This window comes from Candidatus Limnocylindrales bacterium (assembly GCA_035626395.1).
Classification (GTDB): domain Bacteria; phylum Desulfobacterota; class Binatia; order UBA1149; family CAITLU01; genus DASPNH01.
Genome location: DASPNR010000042.1, coordinates 679,068 through 694,127, shown reverse-complemented (window position 1 = coordinate 694,127; position 15,060 = coordinate 679,068). Strand labels below are relative to the sequence as shown.

The following is a 15,060-nucleotide window of genomic DNA, read 5'->3' as shown; positions in this document are numbered from 1 at the left end:
GATGAGCTCCACATCCTATGAGCCCGAGGAGCGGGAAAATGTCCGCACTGCGTCATCCGTGCCCGACTGGTCGTGGCTGCGCGCCGCGCTGATCGCCACCGTTGCCGTTGCCACGGCGGCGCTCATGCTCATCGCGACATGGCCGGCAACGGCAACCGCCCAGGTCGTCACGGGCAATCCCGTGCTGTTCGTGACGCAGAACCCGGTGGCGGGCTTCGGCACGTCGACCGCGGTTTTCGGCAACCACCAGGCGACCATCCCCAGCGCCCCGCGCGGCGGCGATCTGGTGCTTCGCCTTCCCGACGGAAGCCTGCGGTTCCTGACGGCGGAAGCCGGCTATGGCAATGCCGGAATGCAGGGAGCCGGCTCAATCGCCGTGCGCGAGCCGACCGTGCACTGGAGCGGGCAGAAGGCCCTGTTTTCCATGGTGGTCGGAGCGCCGACGGCGCAGTACCAGATCAACCAGTACCGGTGGCAGATCTACGAAGTCAGCGGCTTCGGCGCAGGCGAGACCGCCCAGATCCGCTACGTCGCAGGCCAGCCGCAGGACTTCAACAACGTCTCGCCGATCTACGCCACCGACGGGCGCATCCTCTTCATCTCCGATCGGCCGAGCACGGGCCTGCCGCATCATTATCCGCAGCGCGACGAGTACGAGTCCACGCCCATCGTGGCCGGCATCTACTCGCTCGACGAGACAAGCGGCGAGGTCGTGCTGCTCGAGCATGCGCCGAGCGGCGTCACCTCGCTGTCGCTCGACAGCTTCGGGCGCGTGATCTTCACGAAGTGGGACCATCTGCAGCGCGATCAGCAGGGCGACGCACCCGGCACGGCGGCAACCTACGGTGCCTTTACGTATGCCAGCGAAGCTGCCGATGCGCCCAAGACGACGTCATTGGCCGGCGCCGAGGTTTTTCCCGAGCCGCGCACGATGAACGACCCCTCCTACTCGGCGATCCATCCGCCGCATTCGTTCAACCATTTCCTGCCGTGGGAGATGAACCAGGACGGCACGGCCGAGGAGACGCTCAACCACATCGGGCGGCAGGAGATCGGCGGCGCCTACACCGACGGCAGCTTCACCAACGATCCGAACCTGAGCTACTACACGCCGCAGAGCACGCACGACAACACGCTCTACATCCAGGGCTCGACCGGGCTGTTCCATCTTCGCGAGGACCCCACCAGCCCCGGCGATTTCCTGACCACGCACGCGCAGGAGTTCGGCACCGCCTCGGGCGGAACTCTCATGCGCATCACCGGTGCTCCCGGCGTCAACCCGGAGAACATGATCCTGAGCCGCGTCACCTCGGGCACCGACGTACCCGCTTCGACGGGATACTTCCGCAACCCGCTGCCCATGAGCGACGGCCAGCTCCTTGCCGTGCACACGGCCGCCACCGGCTACGCAACCAACCTCGGCACGACCGCGGCCCCGAACTGGAACTACGCCTACCGCATCAAGGTGCTCGAGTCATCGGGCGGCTTCTACGCTCCGGTTGCCAACCTCACCGGCGGCATCGTCAAGAACCTGAGCTGGTGGACGCCCGATTCGCTGGCCACCTACCACGGCCCGCTGTGGGAGCTCGATCCGGTCGAGGTCGTAGCGCGGCCGGTTCCGCCGCCGCGCCAATCGGTGCTGCCGGCGATCGAAGCGGCCGTATTCGCCGACGAAGGCGTGGACGTCGAGGAGTTCCGCGACTACCTGCGCCAGCACGAGCTCGCGCTGATCGTCAGCCGCGACGTCACCATGCGCGACCGCGGCGACCTGCAGCAGCCCTTCAACCTTGCCGTGCCGGGCGGGACGCAGACGCTCGGGGCCGGCGGCACGATCTACGAGGTCGCACACTTCCAGATCTTCCAGGGCGACTATCTGCGCGGCTATGGCGGCATCGACTCTCCGTCGGCCGGACGGCGCCTGCTGGCGCGGCCGATGCACGGTCCCTACGTCTCGCAAAGCCCGGGCTCGCCGTCGGGAGCCGTCAAGCTGGCGCCGGACGGATCAATGGCCGCGATCGTTCCCGCCCGCCGCGCGCTGACCTGGCAGCTCACCGACAGCGACGGCGACGGCATCGTGCGCGAGCGCAACTGGATCAGCTTCCAATCCGGCGAGATCCGCGTGTGCGCCAACTGCCACGGCAGCAACACGGCCGCGCAGAACGGCCAGGGCGAGCCGCAGAACGAGCCGCTCGCGTTGCGGTCGCTGCTGCAGGAATGGGCGAGCGGCGGCGGCGGCGGCGACGCATGCACGAGCGGCATTCCGTTGCAGCGCGCGCGGCTGCGGGCATCGGCCGCGCCGTTTCGGTTGGTGCTGAGCGGAGCGGCGGTGCTGCCCGAGCCTTTTGATGCGGTCGATCCGACGGTCCATGGCGTGCGCATCGTCATCGACGATCTCGTGGATGCGACGATTCCCGGCGGCGCCGGCTGGACGCTCAAGAGCTCGGGGTGGATCTACGAGAATGCCGCCGGCGCCGTCGCCGGCATCACCAGCATTCGCATCAAGAACGGATCGGGGTCCGAGCCGGGGCGGCTGCAGCTCAAGGTGCGCGGCGCGGGCCCGGCGACGACGTTGCCTTCGGCGGATGCAGTGCAGGCCAGCGTCACGTTCGGCAGCGACTCCGAATGCGCTTCGGCACAATGGAACGGTCCGGGTGAGGCCAGACCCGCGTGCAGCGGCGATGCCGCGCGGCTGGTCTGCCGGTAGCTGCGGCGACCGGCAGGGCTGCGGCGGCAGTGAAGCCTCGCCGCCGCGCGTGCAGTCCCGCCGCCTCGAACCTGCTGCGCGAGCGCTTCGTTCACTCCATCGGCGAATCGGGCGCGGATTGCCGCAGCCGCAGCCGCAGTGCGTTCTCGTACCATCGCGGCCGCGCAATCCGGGCGACGATCCTGACGCCGCCGAACGGCGTCAGGAGATCCAGCGGCCGAGCGAGGTCCCCCACACCCACCGCATCGTCGCGCGAATCTGCTTCTCCTTGGCGGGCGTGTATGGATACCAGACCTGCTCGCTGGCCGGGGCGATGCGATCGATCAGGATCGGCTGGGCATGACAGAAGCTGCGCGGCCCGGCCACCCCGTTGACCTGGCCGACGCCGCTGGCCTTGAGCCCGCCGAACGGAGCCTCGGTCGCGCCGTAGGTCACGCCGTGATCATTGATGCAGACCGAGCCCGCGCAAAGACGCGCGGCGATGCACACCGCGCGCTCGCGGTCCTTGGACCATACGCTGGCGCTCAGGCCGTAGGCACCGGCGTTGGCGCGCGCGATGGCCTCCTCTTCGTCACGGACGACGACGATGGGCAGCACCGGTCCGAAGGTCTCTTCCTTCATCACCGCCATCTCGTCGCTGACGTCGACGAGCACGGTCGGCTCGTAGAACAGCCCAGGCAGCGTCTGGTTGCGCCGGCCTCCGGTCAGGATGCGCGCTCCCTTGCTGCGCGCATCCTCGACGTGCCGCTCCACCACCGACAGCTGCGGCTCCCAGAACAGCGGTCCCACGTCGAACTCGCCACCGCTTCCCTGCCGCAGGCTCTTCACCTTGGCCACGACCTTGTCGATGAAAGCCTGCGCCACGGCCTCGGCCACGTAGACGCGCTCCACCGACATGCACACCTGCCCGGCATTGAGGAAGCAGCCGAAGACGGCGCCATTGGCGGCGCGTTCAAGATCGGCGTCCGCGCACACGATCATCGCGTCCTTGCCGCCGAGCTCGAGCGTGCACGGAATCAGGTTGCGACCGCAGCTCTCGCCCACCTTGCGACCGGTTCCGACGCTGCCGGTAAAGGAGATCTTGTCGCAGCCCGCCTCCACCAGTGCGGCGCCGGTCTCGCCGTCGCCGTACAGGACCTGCAGCACTCCCTCGGGAAGCCCCGCCTCGCGGAAGAGGTCGAGCACCTGCCCGCTGGATTTCGGCGAGACCTCCGAAGGCTTGAGCAGCACGGCGTTGCCGGCGACCAGCGCCTGCGCCACCGGATTGATCGCCAGCACGAAAGGCCCGTTCCACGGCGTGATGATGCCGACGACGCCGAGCGGCCGGTACAGGATGCGAAGCTTCTTCTGCAGGCCGAGCAGATGCATGCGCTTCTTCTCGGGCGCCAGGATGCGCGGCGCGCGCTTGCCCCAGTACTGCAGCACGTCGCAACCCGGAAGCACCTCCATGAACAGCGCTTCCAGGCGCGGCTTGCCGCTCTCGCGCACGATGACGTCCGCGAACTGCTCGTGGCGGCCGGCCAGGATGCGTGCAGCCCGCTCGAGCACCGCGCCGCGCTCGGCCGGCGGCCTCGCACCCCACGCGGCTTGCGCGCGGCGCGCCGTTTCCAGCGCCGACTGCACGTCGGCGGCCGTGGCAACCTCGATGCTGTCGATCGCCTCGCCGGTGGCGGGATTGGAGAGGGACAGGACGCGGCGGCCCTGCGCACTGGTCGCGCCCGAACGAACGATGGCCATGGCGCTGCTTTGCCTCAGCCTTTCTTGCGAATGAACGACAGGCCGTCGCCGATGGTCAGGATGGCGACCTCGACGCGAGAGTCGCCGGCGACGAAGTCGTTGAACTCACGGATGGCGATGGTGTCTTCGGCGGTGTTGTCGGGATCGACCACCGACCCCATCCACAGCACGTTGTCGACCAGGATCACGCCGCCGGGCTTGAGGCGCTTCAGGATCTCCTCGTAGTAGGTCTTGTATCCGCCCTTGTCGGCATCGATGAACGCCAGGTCGAAGACCGCATCGGCCGGAAGCGCCGCCAGCGTCTCGGCAGCCGGGCCCAGGCGCAGGTCGATCTTGTCGGCCACCCCCGCCCGCTGCCAATGCCGTCGTCCGATCGACGTCCACTCCTCGTTGATGTCGCAGCAGATCAGTTTCCCGCCTTCGGGAAGGGCGCGGGCCACGCAGAGCGCGGAGTAGCCAGTGAAGGTTCCTACTTCGATGGCGTGGCGGACGCCGAGAGCGCGTGCGAGCTGCTCCATGAACGCGCCCTGCTCCGGCGCGATCTGCATGATCGAGACGAAGCCGAGGGCTTCGGTTTCTTCGATCAGCGACCGCTGCACCTCGTCCGGCGCCTTGCTGTGCTCGACGACGTAACGCTGGATCTGCGGCGTAAGGTGAAAGGCTTTGGGCATGTCCGACATGAGGAGGCCTCCCGAGTAGAACGTGTTCTTGCTTCGGCGGGCTGCGTCAGGTTAGCATCGGCCCATCCAGAGGTTGCCGTCGCGACGACCATCGCGGCGGCGTAACGGACAGGCTGGGACCCTGCGAGCCGCGTCGAGCGTTGCCGGCCATCTCGCGGCCCGACCCCTGCTAAACCCGTCTCTGAGGATCTGCAAGGAGCACGATGGGAGCCGACGCCAACAAGCAGTTCATTCGCGAGTACTTCGAGGCCGTCAGCGCGGGCAATACCGAAAAGGTGGTCGGCAGCTTCGCCGACGACGTCACATGGTGGGTGCCGCCCTCCTCCCCCATGGCCGGCACCTATCGCGGCAAGGACGAGGTGCTCGGCATGTTCGGAAAGGGCGTCTCGCTGTACGCGCCACAGCCGATGAAGATCGAAATCCTCGGAATGGTCGCCGACGACAGCAAGGTTGCCGCCGAGGTCCGCATCCAGGCCACCACCGCCAAGGGCGCTCCCTACGACAACTATTACCACTTCCTGTTCGAGATCGGCGGCGGGAAGATCAGGGGCGTCAAGGAATACGTCGATACGCTCTACGCGCAACGGACGCTGTTCGCATGAAGGCCAGCGCATGAAATCCTGGATTCATCTCGCCAAGGGGCGCTATCCTCGCCAGGCGCACGTGCAGGTGCCCGAGGGCCTGAAGGAAGAGGAGATCGGGCGCGGCGGCTTTCAGGGCCGTGCGGCCGAAGTCTACCGGCTGCACGAGCCGACGGCGTGGACACGCGTCGAAGGGGACTTCGCGCCGATGGACGTCGACGGCTCCATCATCGATGCCAGCGACCGCACCGATCCCTGCGGCGGGCTGACGCGCTGCTTCTACAACGACGACCTCACCATCTCCGTCTCGCGGCGGAGCGAACCGATGCCGTTCTGGCTGCGCAACGCCGACGGCGACGAGCTGTGGTTCGTCCACCGCGGCACCGGCGTCATGGAGACCGAGTTCGGACCGCTCGAGTTCCGGCCCGGCCACTACATCGTCCTGCCCAAGGGCGTCACGTACCGCCTGGTGCCCGAGACGCGCGACAACTACTTCCTGCACATCGAATGCACCGGCGAGATCGCGCTGGCCGAGCACACCCTGCTCGGTCGCCACAATCCCTACGATCCGACGGTCATCGAGGCACCCGAGCCCAAGGCCTACGATGGTGACGGCCGCAGGGAATACGAGGTGCGCGTCAAGCGCTGCGGCATGATCACGTCGTTCTTCTACGATCATCACCCGCTGGACGTCGTGGGCTGGAAGGGGGACCTGTTCCCGTTCCGCTTCCACAACCTCGACTTCCGGGCGGTCGTCAGCGACCGCAACCACGTGCCGCCCACCGCGTTCGCTTTGTTCCAGGGCCCCGGCTTCGTCGTCTGCAACTTCGTCCCGCGCCCCGCCGAGATGGAGCGCGGTGTCTCGCGCCTTCCCTACTACCACCGCAACATGGACTACGACGAGATCGGCTTCCTGCACGACGGAACGATGATGGGCGCCCCGATGCTCAAGGCCACGTTCATGGTGCATCCGCGCGGCGCGGTGCACGGCCCCGGCGAGCAGGCCCGCGCGATGGCCGAGCAGCATTGGGACGCGATCAGCTATTACGATCTGCAGGCGGTCAATATCGATGCGGTCCGCCCATTGACCATCGCGCCCGAGGCGCGTGCCGCGCTGCGCAGCGACGTGCAGCTGATCAGCGGGAAGCGCGACGGCTAGCGCCGCCGCGCCGCCGCTCCCCACGAGGCTTGCCGATGGCCATCCAGCTTCTCCGCTACACGCAGCTCGGGCCTAGCCTTTGGTCCTTCGATCGCCTGCCGTCGGGCACCAATGTCGAGAACATCCCGCTGATCGCACAGGACCGCGGCGAATCGCATGGCGTCCTCTACAGCCGCGGCGGCGAGCGCACCGTCGTCTGCATGATGCACCCGCGCGGCGACATGAGCCGGCACTACGCGATCCCGTATCTGCTCGAGGAAGGCTACGCCGCCTTCGGTCAGGCCGGCCGTGCCGTCAACAACGACATCGCCCTCGTCCACGAGACGCTGATCTGCGACGTCGCCGCCGGCATCCTCGAGCTCAAGAAGCGCGGCTTCGAGCACGTCGTGCTCCTGGGCAACAGCGGCGGCGGCGCGCTCTACACGTTCTACCAGTCGCAGGCGTCGACGCCGCCGCCGGCGCGACTGACCACGACCGCGGCGGGCGACCCCTACGATCTGAACGCGTTCACGCTCCCGGAGGCCGACGGCCTGATCCAGCTCGCGACCCATCTCGGCCAGGGCTGCCTGATGCTGACGTGCATCGATCCGTCGCTGACGCACGAGGAGGACGCGCTGTCCATCGACAGCGAGCTCGACATGTACAACCCCGACAACGGCTTTGCCGAGCCGAGCCAGTCGAGCACGTACAGCGCCGAGTTTCTGACACGCTACCGCGCGGCGCAGCGCCACCGCGTGGCGCGCATCGACGCGATCGCGCGCAACTGCATGGACGTCCAGCGGCACTTCCAGCGCGAGATGGCCGATGAGAACTTCGAGGGCCTCTCGCTCAAGCAGAAGGAGTTCGTGTGGCGCCGGGCCCTGGTGGGCCGCTACATGGAGATCCATCGCACCGAGGCCAACCCCGCCTACACCGACATGTCGATCCACGCCTCCGAGCGCGACTACGGCTCGTTCTTCTCGCCGCGTCCCGACCTCTTCAACTACATCGAAGCCGGTTTCGGGAAGTACCAGACGCCGCGCGCCTGGCTGTCGACGTGGTCGGGCCTGTCCTCGCGCGCCAACACGCTGCAGTGCATTCCCAAGGTGCAGGTGCCGACGCTGGTCATCAGCTACACCAGCGACAACGTCGTGTTCATTCCGGACCTGGAAGCCATTCACCGCGAGAGCGGAGCGTCCGACAAGCTCATCCACTACGTCGACGGCGACCACCTGGGCCTGCCGCCGAAGTGCAAGCCCGCAGCCAAGGGTCGCGACGAAGCGATGGCAATCGTCACCGGCTGGCTGCGCGAGCGCTTCGCTGCCGCCTGAGGCGGGCACGTCGATGGCCGTTCTGCGCTTCGGACATCTGGGAATCTGCGTCACCAGCCTGGCCGCATCGATTCCCTTCTACCGAGACCTGCTGGGCTTCCGCACGCTGACCAAGGTGGACGTCAAGGGCGCGGACGCCGACCGGCTGCTGCGCCTGAAGGACGTCGATCAGACCACCGTGTTTCTGGAGCGCGACGGCGTGCGTTTGGCGCTGTTCGAGTACCGGCATCCGGCGCCTGCGACGCGCCACCAGCCTCGCTCGATGGATGAGGTCGGCATGGCCGCGCTCATGCTGCGCGTCGACGATCTGGATGCGACGCTGGCGGCGATGCGGGCGGCCGGCGTCAACGTGCTCGAAGATACGCTGACGGATTACCCCGAGTTCCGCTCGCGCCTCGTGTTCGTGACCGATCCCGATGCGACGCTCATCGAGCTGGTCCAGATTCCCGGCGACCCCTACGCCCCCTTCGGCAAACCCTTCGAAGGATAGGAGCTTCCCGTGAAAGTCGATCTCTTTGCCATGCCCACCATTCCCGCCACGCACGAGGAACGCGGCCGGCTGCGTCCGATCGGCCGCAACACCGAGCGCTACCAGATGATGCTGGAGGAACTGCGCAATCTGGCGATGATGGGCGACGAGCTGGGCATCGACGCATTCTCGACCACCGAGCACCACTTCCATACCGAAGGCGGGGAGGTGTCGGTCAATCCGACGCTGCTGTACGCGGACTTCGCGGCGCGCACGAAGAACATCAAGTTCGCGCCGATGTCGATCGTGCTGCCGACTGCCGACCCGATCCGCGTCGCCGAGGACATCGCGATCCTGGATCAGCTGACCAAAGGCCGCGTGTGCGTGGCGTTCGCGCGCGGCTACCAGAAGAAGTGGATGAAGGTGCTCGGCCAGGGCGCCGAATCCGCCACCGGCCAGGGCGACAAGGGCGACACCGCCAACCGCGACGTCTACGACGAGAAGCTCGAGATCGTGCTGAAGGCGTGGAAGGAGGACTGCTTCGACTACGACGGCCAGCACTACAAGGTTCCGTATCCGCACGAAGGCATCGAGGGCTGGGCGGCGCCGCACTGGACGCGCGAGTTCGGTGCCGAGGGCGAAATCGACGACAACAACGTCATCCGCAAGATCGGCGTGGTGCCGGCTCCGTATCAGCGGCCGCATCCTCCGGTGTGGGCGCCGTTCACGCTTTCGGAGAAATCGCTCATCGACTGTGCCCGTCGCGGCATCATGCCGTGGGTGTTCGAGGCCTCGCCGGAAGGATTCCTGCGCTGGGCCAAGCTATACCAGAGCGAGGCCAACAAGGCCGGGCACGATCTCCGGCTCGGAGAGCGGCTCGGCGCCGTGCGCGCCATCACGATCGGGAAGACGTTCGACGAGGCCTTCGAGCTGGCGGCGCAGACCACCGGGTACGAGTATCACTACTACTTCAACCTGTTCGGCTTCGGCGAGGTCTTCCGCACACCCGAGGACGATGCGTCGGTGCGGCCGCTGGTGTTCAAGGACGCCGCAGCGGCCACCAAGCGCATGATCGAGCGCGGCTACCAGCTTTGCGGCACGGTGGACGACGTGAAGTCCCAGCTCGCCAGGCTGGTCAAGTGCCACGGTGACGGCGATCTGGAATGGATCTCTTGGAACTTCTTCTACCAGGGCACGGTTCCCTGGCAGGTCCAGGCCGAGCAGCTCGAGCTGTTCGCCACCAAGGTCCTGCCCGAGTTCCACTACTAGCGCGGCCGGCGCTTCTTCGGCTCCGCCGGTGAAGCCGCCTGTCCTCATCTCCATGCGAGCACGATGATGCATCGAGTCCGGGCCATCGCCGAGAGGGTTTCGAACTGGGGGCGCTGGGGCGCCGACGACGAGCGCGGAACGCTGAACCTGATCACGCCCGAGGTCGTCCGGCGCGGCTCCGCGTGCGTGCGTCGCGGCGAGGTGTTCAACCTCGGGTTGTCGCTCGGCGCCGAAGGGCCGCAGACCGGAACGGTGGTCGGGCGGTTCAACCCTCAGCACTACATGACCGCCATCGGCGTGCAGATCGGCGACGACCCGCGCGGCTTTCACTACTCCGACGACGTGCTGTCGCTGCCGCTGCAGACGGCCACGCAGTGGGACAGCCTGGCGCACGTGCACTACGACGGGAAGCTCTACAACGGCTTCGATGCCGCAACGGCACTGAGCGCCTCGGGCACGACGCGCAACGGCATCGACAAGCTGGCGGTACAGGGCATCGCCTCGCGCGGCGTGCTCGTCGACGTCGCACGCCATCGCGGGCTGGAGCGGGTGCCGCCCGGCAGCGTCATCACGAGCGCCGAAATCGACGACGCGCTCGCAGCCCAGGGCGTCTCGCTCCTGCCCGGCGACATCCTGGTCCTGCGCACCGGCCACCTCGGCGTCTTCAAGCAGGACGGCGATCGCGAGACATATCTGTGGCAGGGCCCGGGTATCGGCCTGGAGGCCGTGGAATGGATCCGCCGCCACGATCTGGCCGCGGTCTGCTCGGACACGACGGCCGTCGAAGTCATGCCGTGCGAGGATCCTGCCCTGCTCTACCCGGTCCACCTCCTGTGCATCCGCGACATGGGAATGCCCTTCGGCGAGATGTTCGACCTCGACGTGCTCGCCGCCGACTGCGCGGCCGACGGCTGCTGGGAGTTCCTGCTGTGCGCACCGCCGCTGAAGGTCACGGGCGGCATCGGCTCGCCGGTCAATCCGGTCGCGATCAAGTGAGTTCGCTCCGGCACTCGCCCGCATCCGGCTCGTCCAGCCACTGCGGCCCGCGATGAGCCTGGCGGAACGCGCGGGCTTGCCGGCCGCGGCGCCGCTGCGCGCCGGCGGCAAATCGATGTGGGGGCCCGAGGGCCTGACCGTGCACGATCCGGCAACCGGTGTGCGCGTGACGCTGGCGCCGGTGGCGTGCATCGACGGCGTCTGGCACCGCGTCGGTGTCGAGCGCGCTGCCCCCATCAGTGACGGCGCGGGTATGCGCGTCCCCGGCCAAGGCGATGTGACGCTGCACATCGAGGGCGCGCTCGTGGCGCTGCGCTTCGATGCGGCGGCGCCGTGCACCGTCGAGGCGCTGGGGCTGGAAGGCAGTGGGCATGTGCCCGGCGCCGCGGCCTGGCTCTCCAACGGCTTCCATTCCTGGTCACAGACGGGCGTCCTCGCGCTGGCAGGCGAGCCCGATGTCGCGGCTGTGCAACGCGCGCTGATGGCGCGCGGCGACGCCGAGGTCGTGCGCGAGGGCAGCGAGATGTCCTGGTGGATGACGTGGGCAGGAAGCGATGCGTGCTCCGTCTTTGCGGCCGCACTGACGGCCGACCGCTTCCGGTCCTGGATGAGCGTGTGGCAGGGCGCCGCGGACACGATCGGCATTCGCATCGTCAGCGGCGGCAGCGGCGAGCGGATCCACATGGCTGAGGGCCAGACGCTGTGGTCGGAATGTCTGTGCATCGATGCCGGCGCCGACCTGCATGCGATGCTCGAGCGCTATGGCCGCAGCCTTCCCTCGCGTCGCGCGGCGCACGCTCAGGAAGCGCGCGCGGGCTGGAACTCGTGGTACGGCCTGTGGGACGACGGCGTCGAGGAGCGGCTCGTGCTCGAGAACGCGCGGCTGGCGCGCGCAATGCTCGAGCCGGTGGTCGGCCCGCGAGCCGCGCGCCTCCACGTCGTCGTCGACGATGGATGGCAGCAGTGCTGGGGAGACTGGAGCGCCAACGGGAAGTTTCCCTCCGGCCTCTCCGGTCTCTTCGCGAGGCTGGAGTCGGACGGGTTCGTGCCCGGGCTCTGGATGGCGCCGCTGCTCGCGCACGAGAGCAGCCACGTCGCTCGCGAGCATCCGCAGTGGTTCGTGCAGGGCGCCGACTACCTGCACGCCAAGCGCGGCCGCATGCGAATCCTCGATGTCACCCACGAGGAGGCCGCCGCCCATCTGCACGACGTCATCGAGGACGTGCTGGCACAGGGCTGCCGCTATCTGAAGCTCGATTTTCTCTTCGCCGGCACCTTCGAAGGACGGCGCGCACGCGATGTCACCGGCATGGAAGCGTACGCTCGCGCCATGCGGATCCTGAGGCAGGCTGCCGGCGACACGTTCTTCCTGGCGGTGGGCGCGCCGATGCTCGGCACCTTTGCCTACGCCGACGGCTGGCGCATCGGCTTCGACATCGCGCTCGAGAAAATCGGCGACAACGAGCTCGGCCCGAGCTGGCCGTTCATCGCCAACCAGGCGCGCAGCATCGCGGCCCGCTGGCCAGCCGGCTACGCCACCCTGTGCGATGCCGATCCGGTGCTGCTGCGCGGGCTTGCGCGCAACGAAGTCGAAGCGGGCGCCGCCGTCGCCGCTCTCGCCGGCGGCGCGCTCTTCCTCTCCGACGACCTGACGCGTCTGCCGCCGCAGCGACGTTCGTGGGGCATGGAGCCGGCCTTGGCGGATATGGCTCTTTGCGGCATGGCCTCACGGCCGCAGTCGCCGTATCCACCGCGGCCGCCGGCATCGCTGGCCAACGCGATCGTCGATCATTTCCTCGGGCGCTGCGATCAGCACGTTCCGGTGCTGTGGAAGACGCCGCAGGGACGTCGCGTGGCGATCAATGCCGCCGATGCGGCCGTGAAGGTGCAAGGACGAACCGTCGCGCCGCACTCGCTGCTGTGGCTCGACGGCGGCGAAGCCGAGTGAAGTGCGATGCGAGCAGGCGCGCCGGCGATTCGCCGCCAGGCGCGCCGGGGATTTCCGCGAGGATGGTCAGCGATTGGCCGGAATCTCCGGCAGCGGAAGCACGAACTCCTTTTCCCCGGCCAGATAGCGGGCCAGCACGGCGCTGAACCAGCGGCGGAAGCGCGCTTCCGCATCGGCATCGTTCTCGAGGCCGGCGCTGTACCGCATGACCTCGCCCGATACGCCGGCCCCGAGCGCGGCCATGCCCACCAGCATCACGGTGAAGAGCATGTCTTCGAACGCGAAGTCCCGGTCCTCGGTCCAGCCGCCCTGGATCATGCGGACGTGAGCGGCCTCGGCCAGCCCGCGCATGTAGCGGGTGTCGTCGCGCAGTCCGGTGCCTTCCAGGATCAGCCAGGCGATGAGGCGGGCGTGGCCGCGCTCGGCCACGATGCCGAAAACGAGGTCGAGAATCGCCGGCAGGTCCACCTCGCGCGTCATCTGCTTGCGGACCTGGTCCAGGATGGTGTTGCGCAGCGAGATCAGCGCACGGCGGACAACGGCCTCCATCAGGCCGTCGCGGCTGCCGAAGTGATGAAGGATGGCTGGATGGGAAACGCCGACGTCGGCAGCGATCTCCTGCAGCTTGATGCCGGCCGGCCCCGACTCGCGCAGCCGCTTCTCGGCGGCATCCAGAATCACGCGCTTGGCATCTTCGGCCGTGCGCCGCGTGCGTTTGGCTTTCGTCGCTTCCATTGCTCCGCCCCGAAACCCGCGCGGCGCTGGCCGCGCGTTTCTCCCTAAGCCCTATTCATTCCGGCAATCGCGGGTCCGCCCTGGCCCCCGCGGCGCGGACCACCGTTCCCCCTTGCCGCCTCCGAGGTTATCGCATCTTTTGGATCACGTCTTCGGCGAAGCGCTTCAGAGCGTCCTGCTTCTCCACGAGCGAGCCCGGATCGGCTCCGTAAAGCACCCAGGGAGCGGTCGTGAGAGTGCCCACACCCATGTCCTCGAGCCGCCGGTAGCCGTCGACGTCGAAGACGTCGGTGCAGGCGACCACCGCCTCGAAAGGCCGCGACTCGGTCCCGTACTCGCGTCGCAGTGCCTGGATGCGGCCGAGCATCTGATGAATCTCGTCGGCGGTGTGCTGGACCGCGATCCAGCCATCGCCGATGCGTGCGGCCCGCTTCATGGCGGCGTCGCTGACCCCGCCGATATAGATCGGCACGGGCGAACGGGGAACCGGGCTCAGCTCGAGCCTGTCGAAGCCGTAACGCTCGCCATGGTGCTCGACCATTCCGCCCTTCCACAGCTTGCGCAGGATCTCGATCTGCTCGTTCATGCGCTTGCCGCGCGCGCGAAAGTCCTGGCCGAGAAGCTCGAATTCCTCCTCCATCCAACCGGTGCCCACGCCCACGGCAACCCGCTCTCCGGACATGTAGGCGACAGTGCCGACCTGCTTGGCCACCAGCACCGGGTTGCGGGCGGGCAGAATGTAGACGTTGGTCATGAAGCGCAGGCGTGTGGTCACCGCGGCCATGGCCGCGATGGCCGTCCACGGGTCGGGCCAGGGCGTCGAGCTCGCCCAGTACGGTTTGCCATCCTTGGCGTACGGATAGGCGCTGCGGATGTTCTCGGGAAAGACGATGTGGTCGGAGACGGCGAACCAGTCCCAGCCGGCTTCATCAGCCGTCCTGGCCATCTCGCAGAAGTGCAGAGGGTCGTTGAAGGCCAGGGCGGTAGCGAACTTCACCGGCAGTCTCCTTGGACGGGATACGGGAAATCGTGCGAAGGCTTCCCCAGGGTTTTAGCGGTCGAGGGGGCCGGCAGCCAGCGCCTCGCGCACCCGTAGCAGGACCAGATCGTCCAGAACGGGATCGGGGCCCAGAGGTCTCGTGATGACATGGCGCAGGCCCGGATGCCGCGCGGCCGCCTCGGCGGCCAGTCGCGGCACGTCCTGGGAGGAATGGCGGCCCGGCGCCAGGAAGAACAGGACCACGACGACCAGCTCGGCGCCGGCAGCGGCCGCAGCCTCGAACGCCTGCTCGATGCTGGGCGCGGCCAGCTCCATGTGTGCCGCGTAGACGCCGACGTAGCGGCCTCGGCCGTTCTCCGCCAGGCTGCGGGCACAGTCCTCGACGACGGAATTGGCCTGGGCGCAGCGGCTGCCGTGATCGACGAGGACCAGCGCCGCTTTCGTCCCCTGTTCGTGAGCTGGCGCCGTCATC

13 protein-coding genes are annotated in these 15,060 nt (G+C 68.0%); 8 read left to right on the top strand and 5 right to left on the bottom strand.

Annotation, left to right across the window (positions count from 1 at the left end; all coding sequences use genetic code 11):
* Position 1: 1 nt before the first annotated feature.
* A complete protein-coding gene (locus VEC57_18610) occupies positions 2 to 2,704 on the top strand; it encodes a hypothetical protein (protein ID HYC01154.1) in 2,703 nt (900 codons plus the stop codon).
* A 201-nt stretch (positions 2,705 to 2,905) separates the two neighbouring features.
* On the opposite strand, the gene VEC57_18605 is transcribed toward VEC57_18610, so the two are convergent.
* Complete coding sequence (locus tag VEC57_18605) at positions 2,906 to 4,441, bottom strand: aldehyde dehydrogenase family protein (protein HYC01153.1); 1,536 nt, start codon at positions 4,439 to 4,441, stop codon at positions 2,906 to 2,908.
* 14 nt (positions 4,442 to 4,455) lie between these two features.
* Positions 4,456 to 5,112: an O-methyltransferase gene (locus VEC57_18600; GenBank protein ID HYC01152.1), complete on the bottom strand. Its 657-nt coding sequence runs from the start codon at positions 5,110 to 5,112 to the stop codon at positions 4,456 to 4,458.
* Positions 5,113 to 5,324: 212 nt separating this feature from the next.
* Here VEC57_18600 and VEC57_18595 point away from each other — a divergent pair, with 212 nt between their 5' ends.
* From VEC57_18595 to VEC57_18565, 7 genes are all read left to right on the top strand, one after another.
* Positions 5,325 to 5,723 carry a nuclear transport factor 2 family protein gene (locus VEC57_18595; GenBank protein ID HYC01151.1) on the top strand — a complete coding sequence of 133 codons (399 nt, stop codon included), beginning with the start codon at positions 5,325 to 5,327 and terminating at the stop codon, positions 5,721 to 5,723.
* 10 nt (positions 5,724 to 5,733) lie between these two features.
* Complete coding sequence (locus tag VEC57_18590) at positions 5,734 to 6,861, top strand: homogentisate 1,2-dioxygenase (protein HYC01150.1); 1,128 nt, start codon at positions 5,734 to 5,736, stop codon at positions 6,859 to 6,861.
* Between the two features lie 35 nt (positions 6,862 to 6,896).
* Positions 6,897 to 8,171 (top strand): hypothetical protein, encoded by a 1,275-nt coding sequence (locus VEC57_18585; protein ID HYC01149.1) that lies wholly within the window; start codon positions 6,897 to 6,899, stop codon positions 8,169 to 8,171.
* 13 nt (positions 8,172 to 8,184) lie between these two features.
* Positions 8,185 to 8,661, top strand: a complete 477-nt coding sequence (locus VEC57_18580; protein ID HYC01148.1) for a VOC family protein — start codon at positions 8,185 to 8,187, stop codon at positions 8,659 to 8,661.
* Between the two features lie 9 nt (positions 8,662 to 8,670).
* Positions 8,671 to 9,909 (top strand): LLM class flavin-dependent oxidoreductase, encoded by a 1,239-nt coding sequence (locus tag VEC57_18575; GenBank protein ID HYC01147.1) that lies wholly within the window; start codon positions 8,671 to 8,673, stop codon positions 9,907 to 9,909.
* Positions 9,910 to 9,972: 63 nt separating this feature from the next.
* Positions 9,973 to 10,905, top strand: coding sequence for a cyclase family protein (locus tag VEC57_18570; protein ID HYC01146.1), 933 nt, complete (start codon positions 9,973 to 9,975; stop codon positions 10,903 to 10,905).
* A 52-nt stretch (positions 10,906 to 10,957) separates the two neighbouring features.
* Entirely contained in the window at positions 10,958 to 12,853 is a 1,896-nt protein-coding gene (locus VEC57_18565) for a glycoside hydrolase family 36 protein (GenBank protein HYC01145.1), read from the top strand.
* Positions 12,854 to 12,919: 66 nt separating this feature from the next.
* Here VEC57_18565 and VEC57_18560 read toward each other — a convergent pair whose 3' ends face one another.
* The 3 genes from VEC57_18560 to VEC57_18550 form a co-directional block, all read right to left on the bottom strand.
* Complete coding sequence (locus VEC57_18560) at positions 12,920 to 13,588, bottom strand: TetR/AcrR family transcriptional regulator (GenBank protein HYC01144.1); 669 nt, start codon at positions 13,586 to 13,588, stop codon at positions 12,920 to 12,922.
* Positions 13,589 to 13,715: 127 nt separating this feature from the next.
* Positions 13,716 to 14,585: an LLM class F420-dependent oxidoreductase gene (locus VEC57_18555; GenBank protein ID HYC01143.1), complete on the bottom strand. Its 870-nt coding sequence runs from the start codon at positions 14,583 to 14,585 to the stop codon at positions 13,716 to 13,718.
* Between the two features lie 54 nt (positions 14,586 to 14,639).
* Positions 14,640 to 15,059 carry a CbiX/SirB N-terminal domain-containing protein gene (locus VEC57_18550; GenBank protein HYC01142.1) on the bottom strand — a complete coding sequence of 140 codons (420 nt, stop codon included), beginning with the start codon at positions 15,057 to 15,059 and terminating at the stop codon, positions 14,640 to 14,642.
* Between the last annotated feature and the right edge of the window lies 1 nt (position 15,060).

What these genes read in the sequence shown, in the direction of transcription:
- VEC57_18610 (HYC01154.1), top strand. Translation starts at nt 2, where the DNA reads ATGAGCTCCACATCCTATGAGCCCGAGGAGCGGGAAAATGTCCGCACT.
- VEC57_18605 (HYC01153.1), bottom strand. Translation starts at nt 4,441, where the DNA reads ATGGCCATCGTTCGTTCGGGCGCGACCAGTGCGCAGGGCCGCCGCGTC.
- VEC57_18600 (HYC01152.1), bottom strand. Translation starts at nt 5,112, where the DNA reads ATGCCCAAAGCCTTTCACCTTACGCCGCAGATCCAGCGTTACGTCGTC.
- VEC57_18595 (HYC01151.1), top strand. Translation starts at nt 5,325, where the DNA reads ATGGGAGCCGACGCCAACAAGCAGTTCATTCGCGAGTACTTCGAGGCC.
- VEC57_18590 (HYC01150.1), top strand. Translation starts at nt 5,734, where the DNA reads ATGAAATCCTGGATTCATCTCGCCAAGGGGCGCTATCCTCGCCAGGCG.
- VEC57_18585 (HYC01149.1), top strand. Translation starts at nt 6,897, where the DNA reads ATGGCCATCCAGCTTCTCCGCTACACGCAGCTCGGGCCTAGCCTTTGG.
- VEC57_18580 (HYC01148.1), top strand. Translation starts at nt 8,185, where the DNA reads ATGGCCGTTCTGCGCTTCGGACATCTGGGAATCTGCGTCACCAGCCTG.
- VEC57_18570 (HYC01146.1), top strand. Translation starts at nt 9,973, where the DNA reads ATGATGCATCGAGTCCGGGCCATCGCCGAGAGGGTTTCGAACTGGGGG.
- VEC57_18565 (HYC01145.1), top strand. Translation starts at nt 10,958, where the DNA reads ATGAGCCTGGCGGAACGCGCGGGCTTGCCGGCCGCGGCGCCGCTGCGC.
- VEC57_18560 (HYC01144.1), bottom strand. Translation starts at nt 13,588, where the DNA reads ATGGAAGCGACGAAAGCCAAACGCACGCGGCGCACGGCCGAAGATGCC.
- VEC57_18550 (HYC01142.1), bottom strand. Translation starts at nt 15,059, where the DNA reads ATGACGGCGCCAGCTCACGAACAGGGGACGAAAGCGGCGCTGGTCCTC.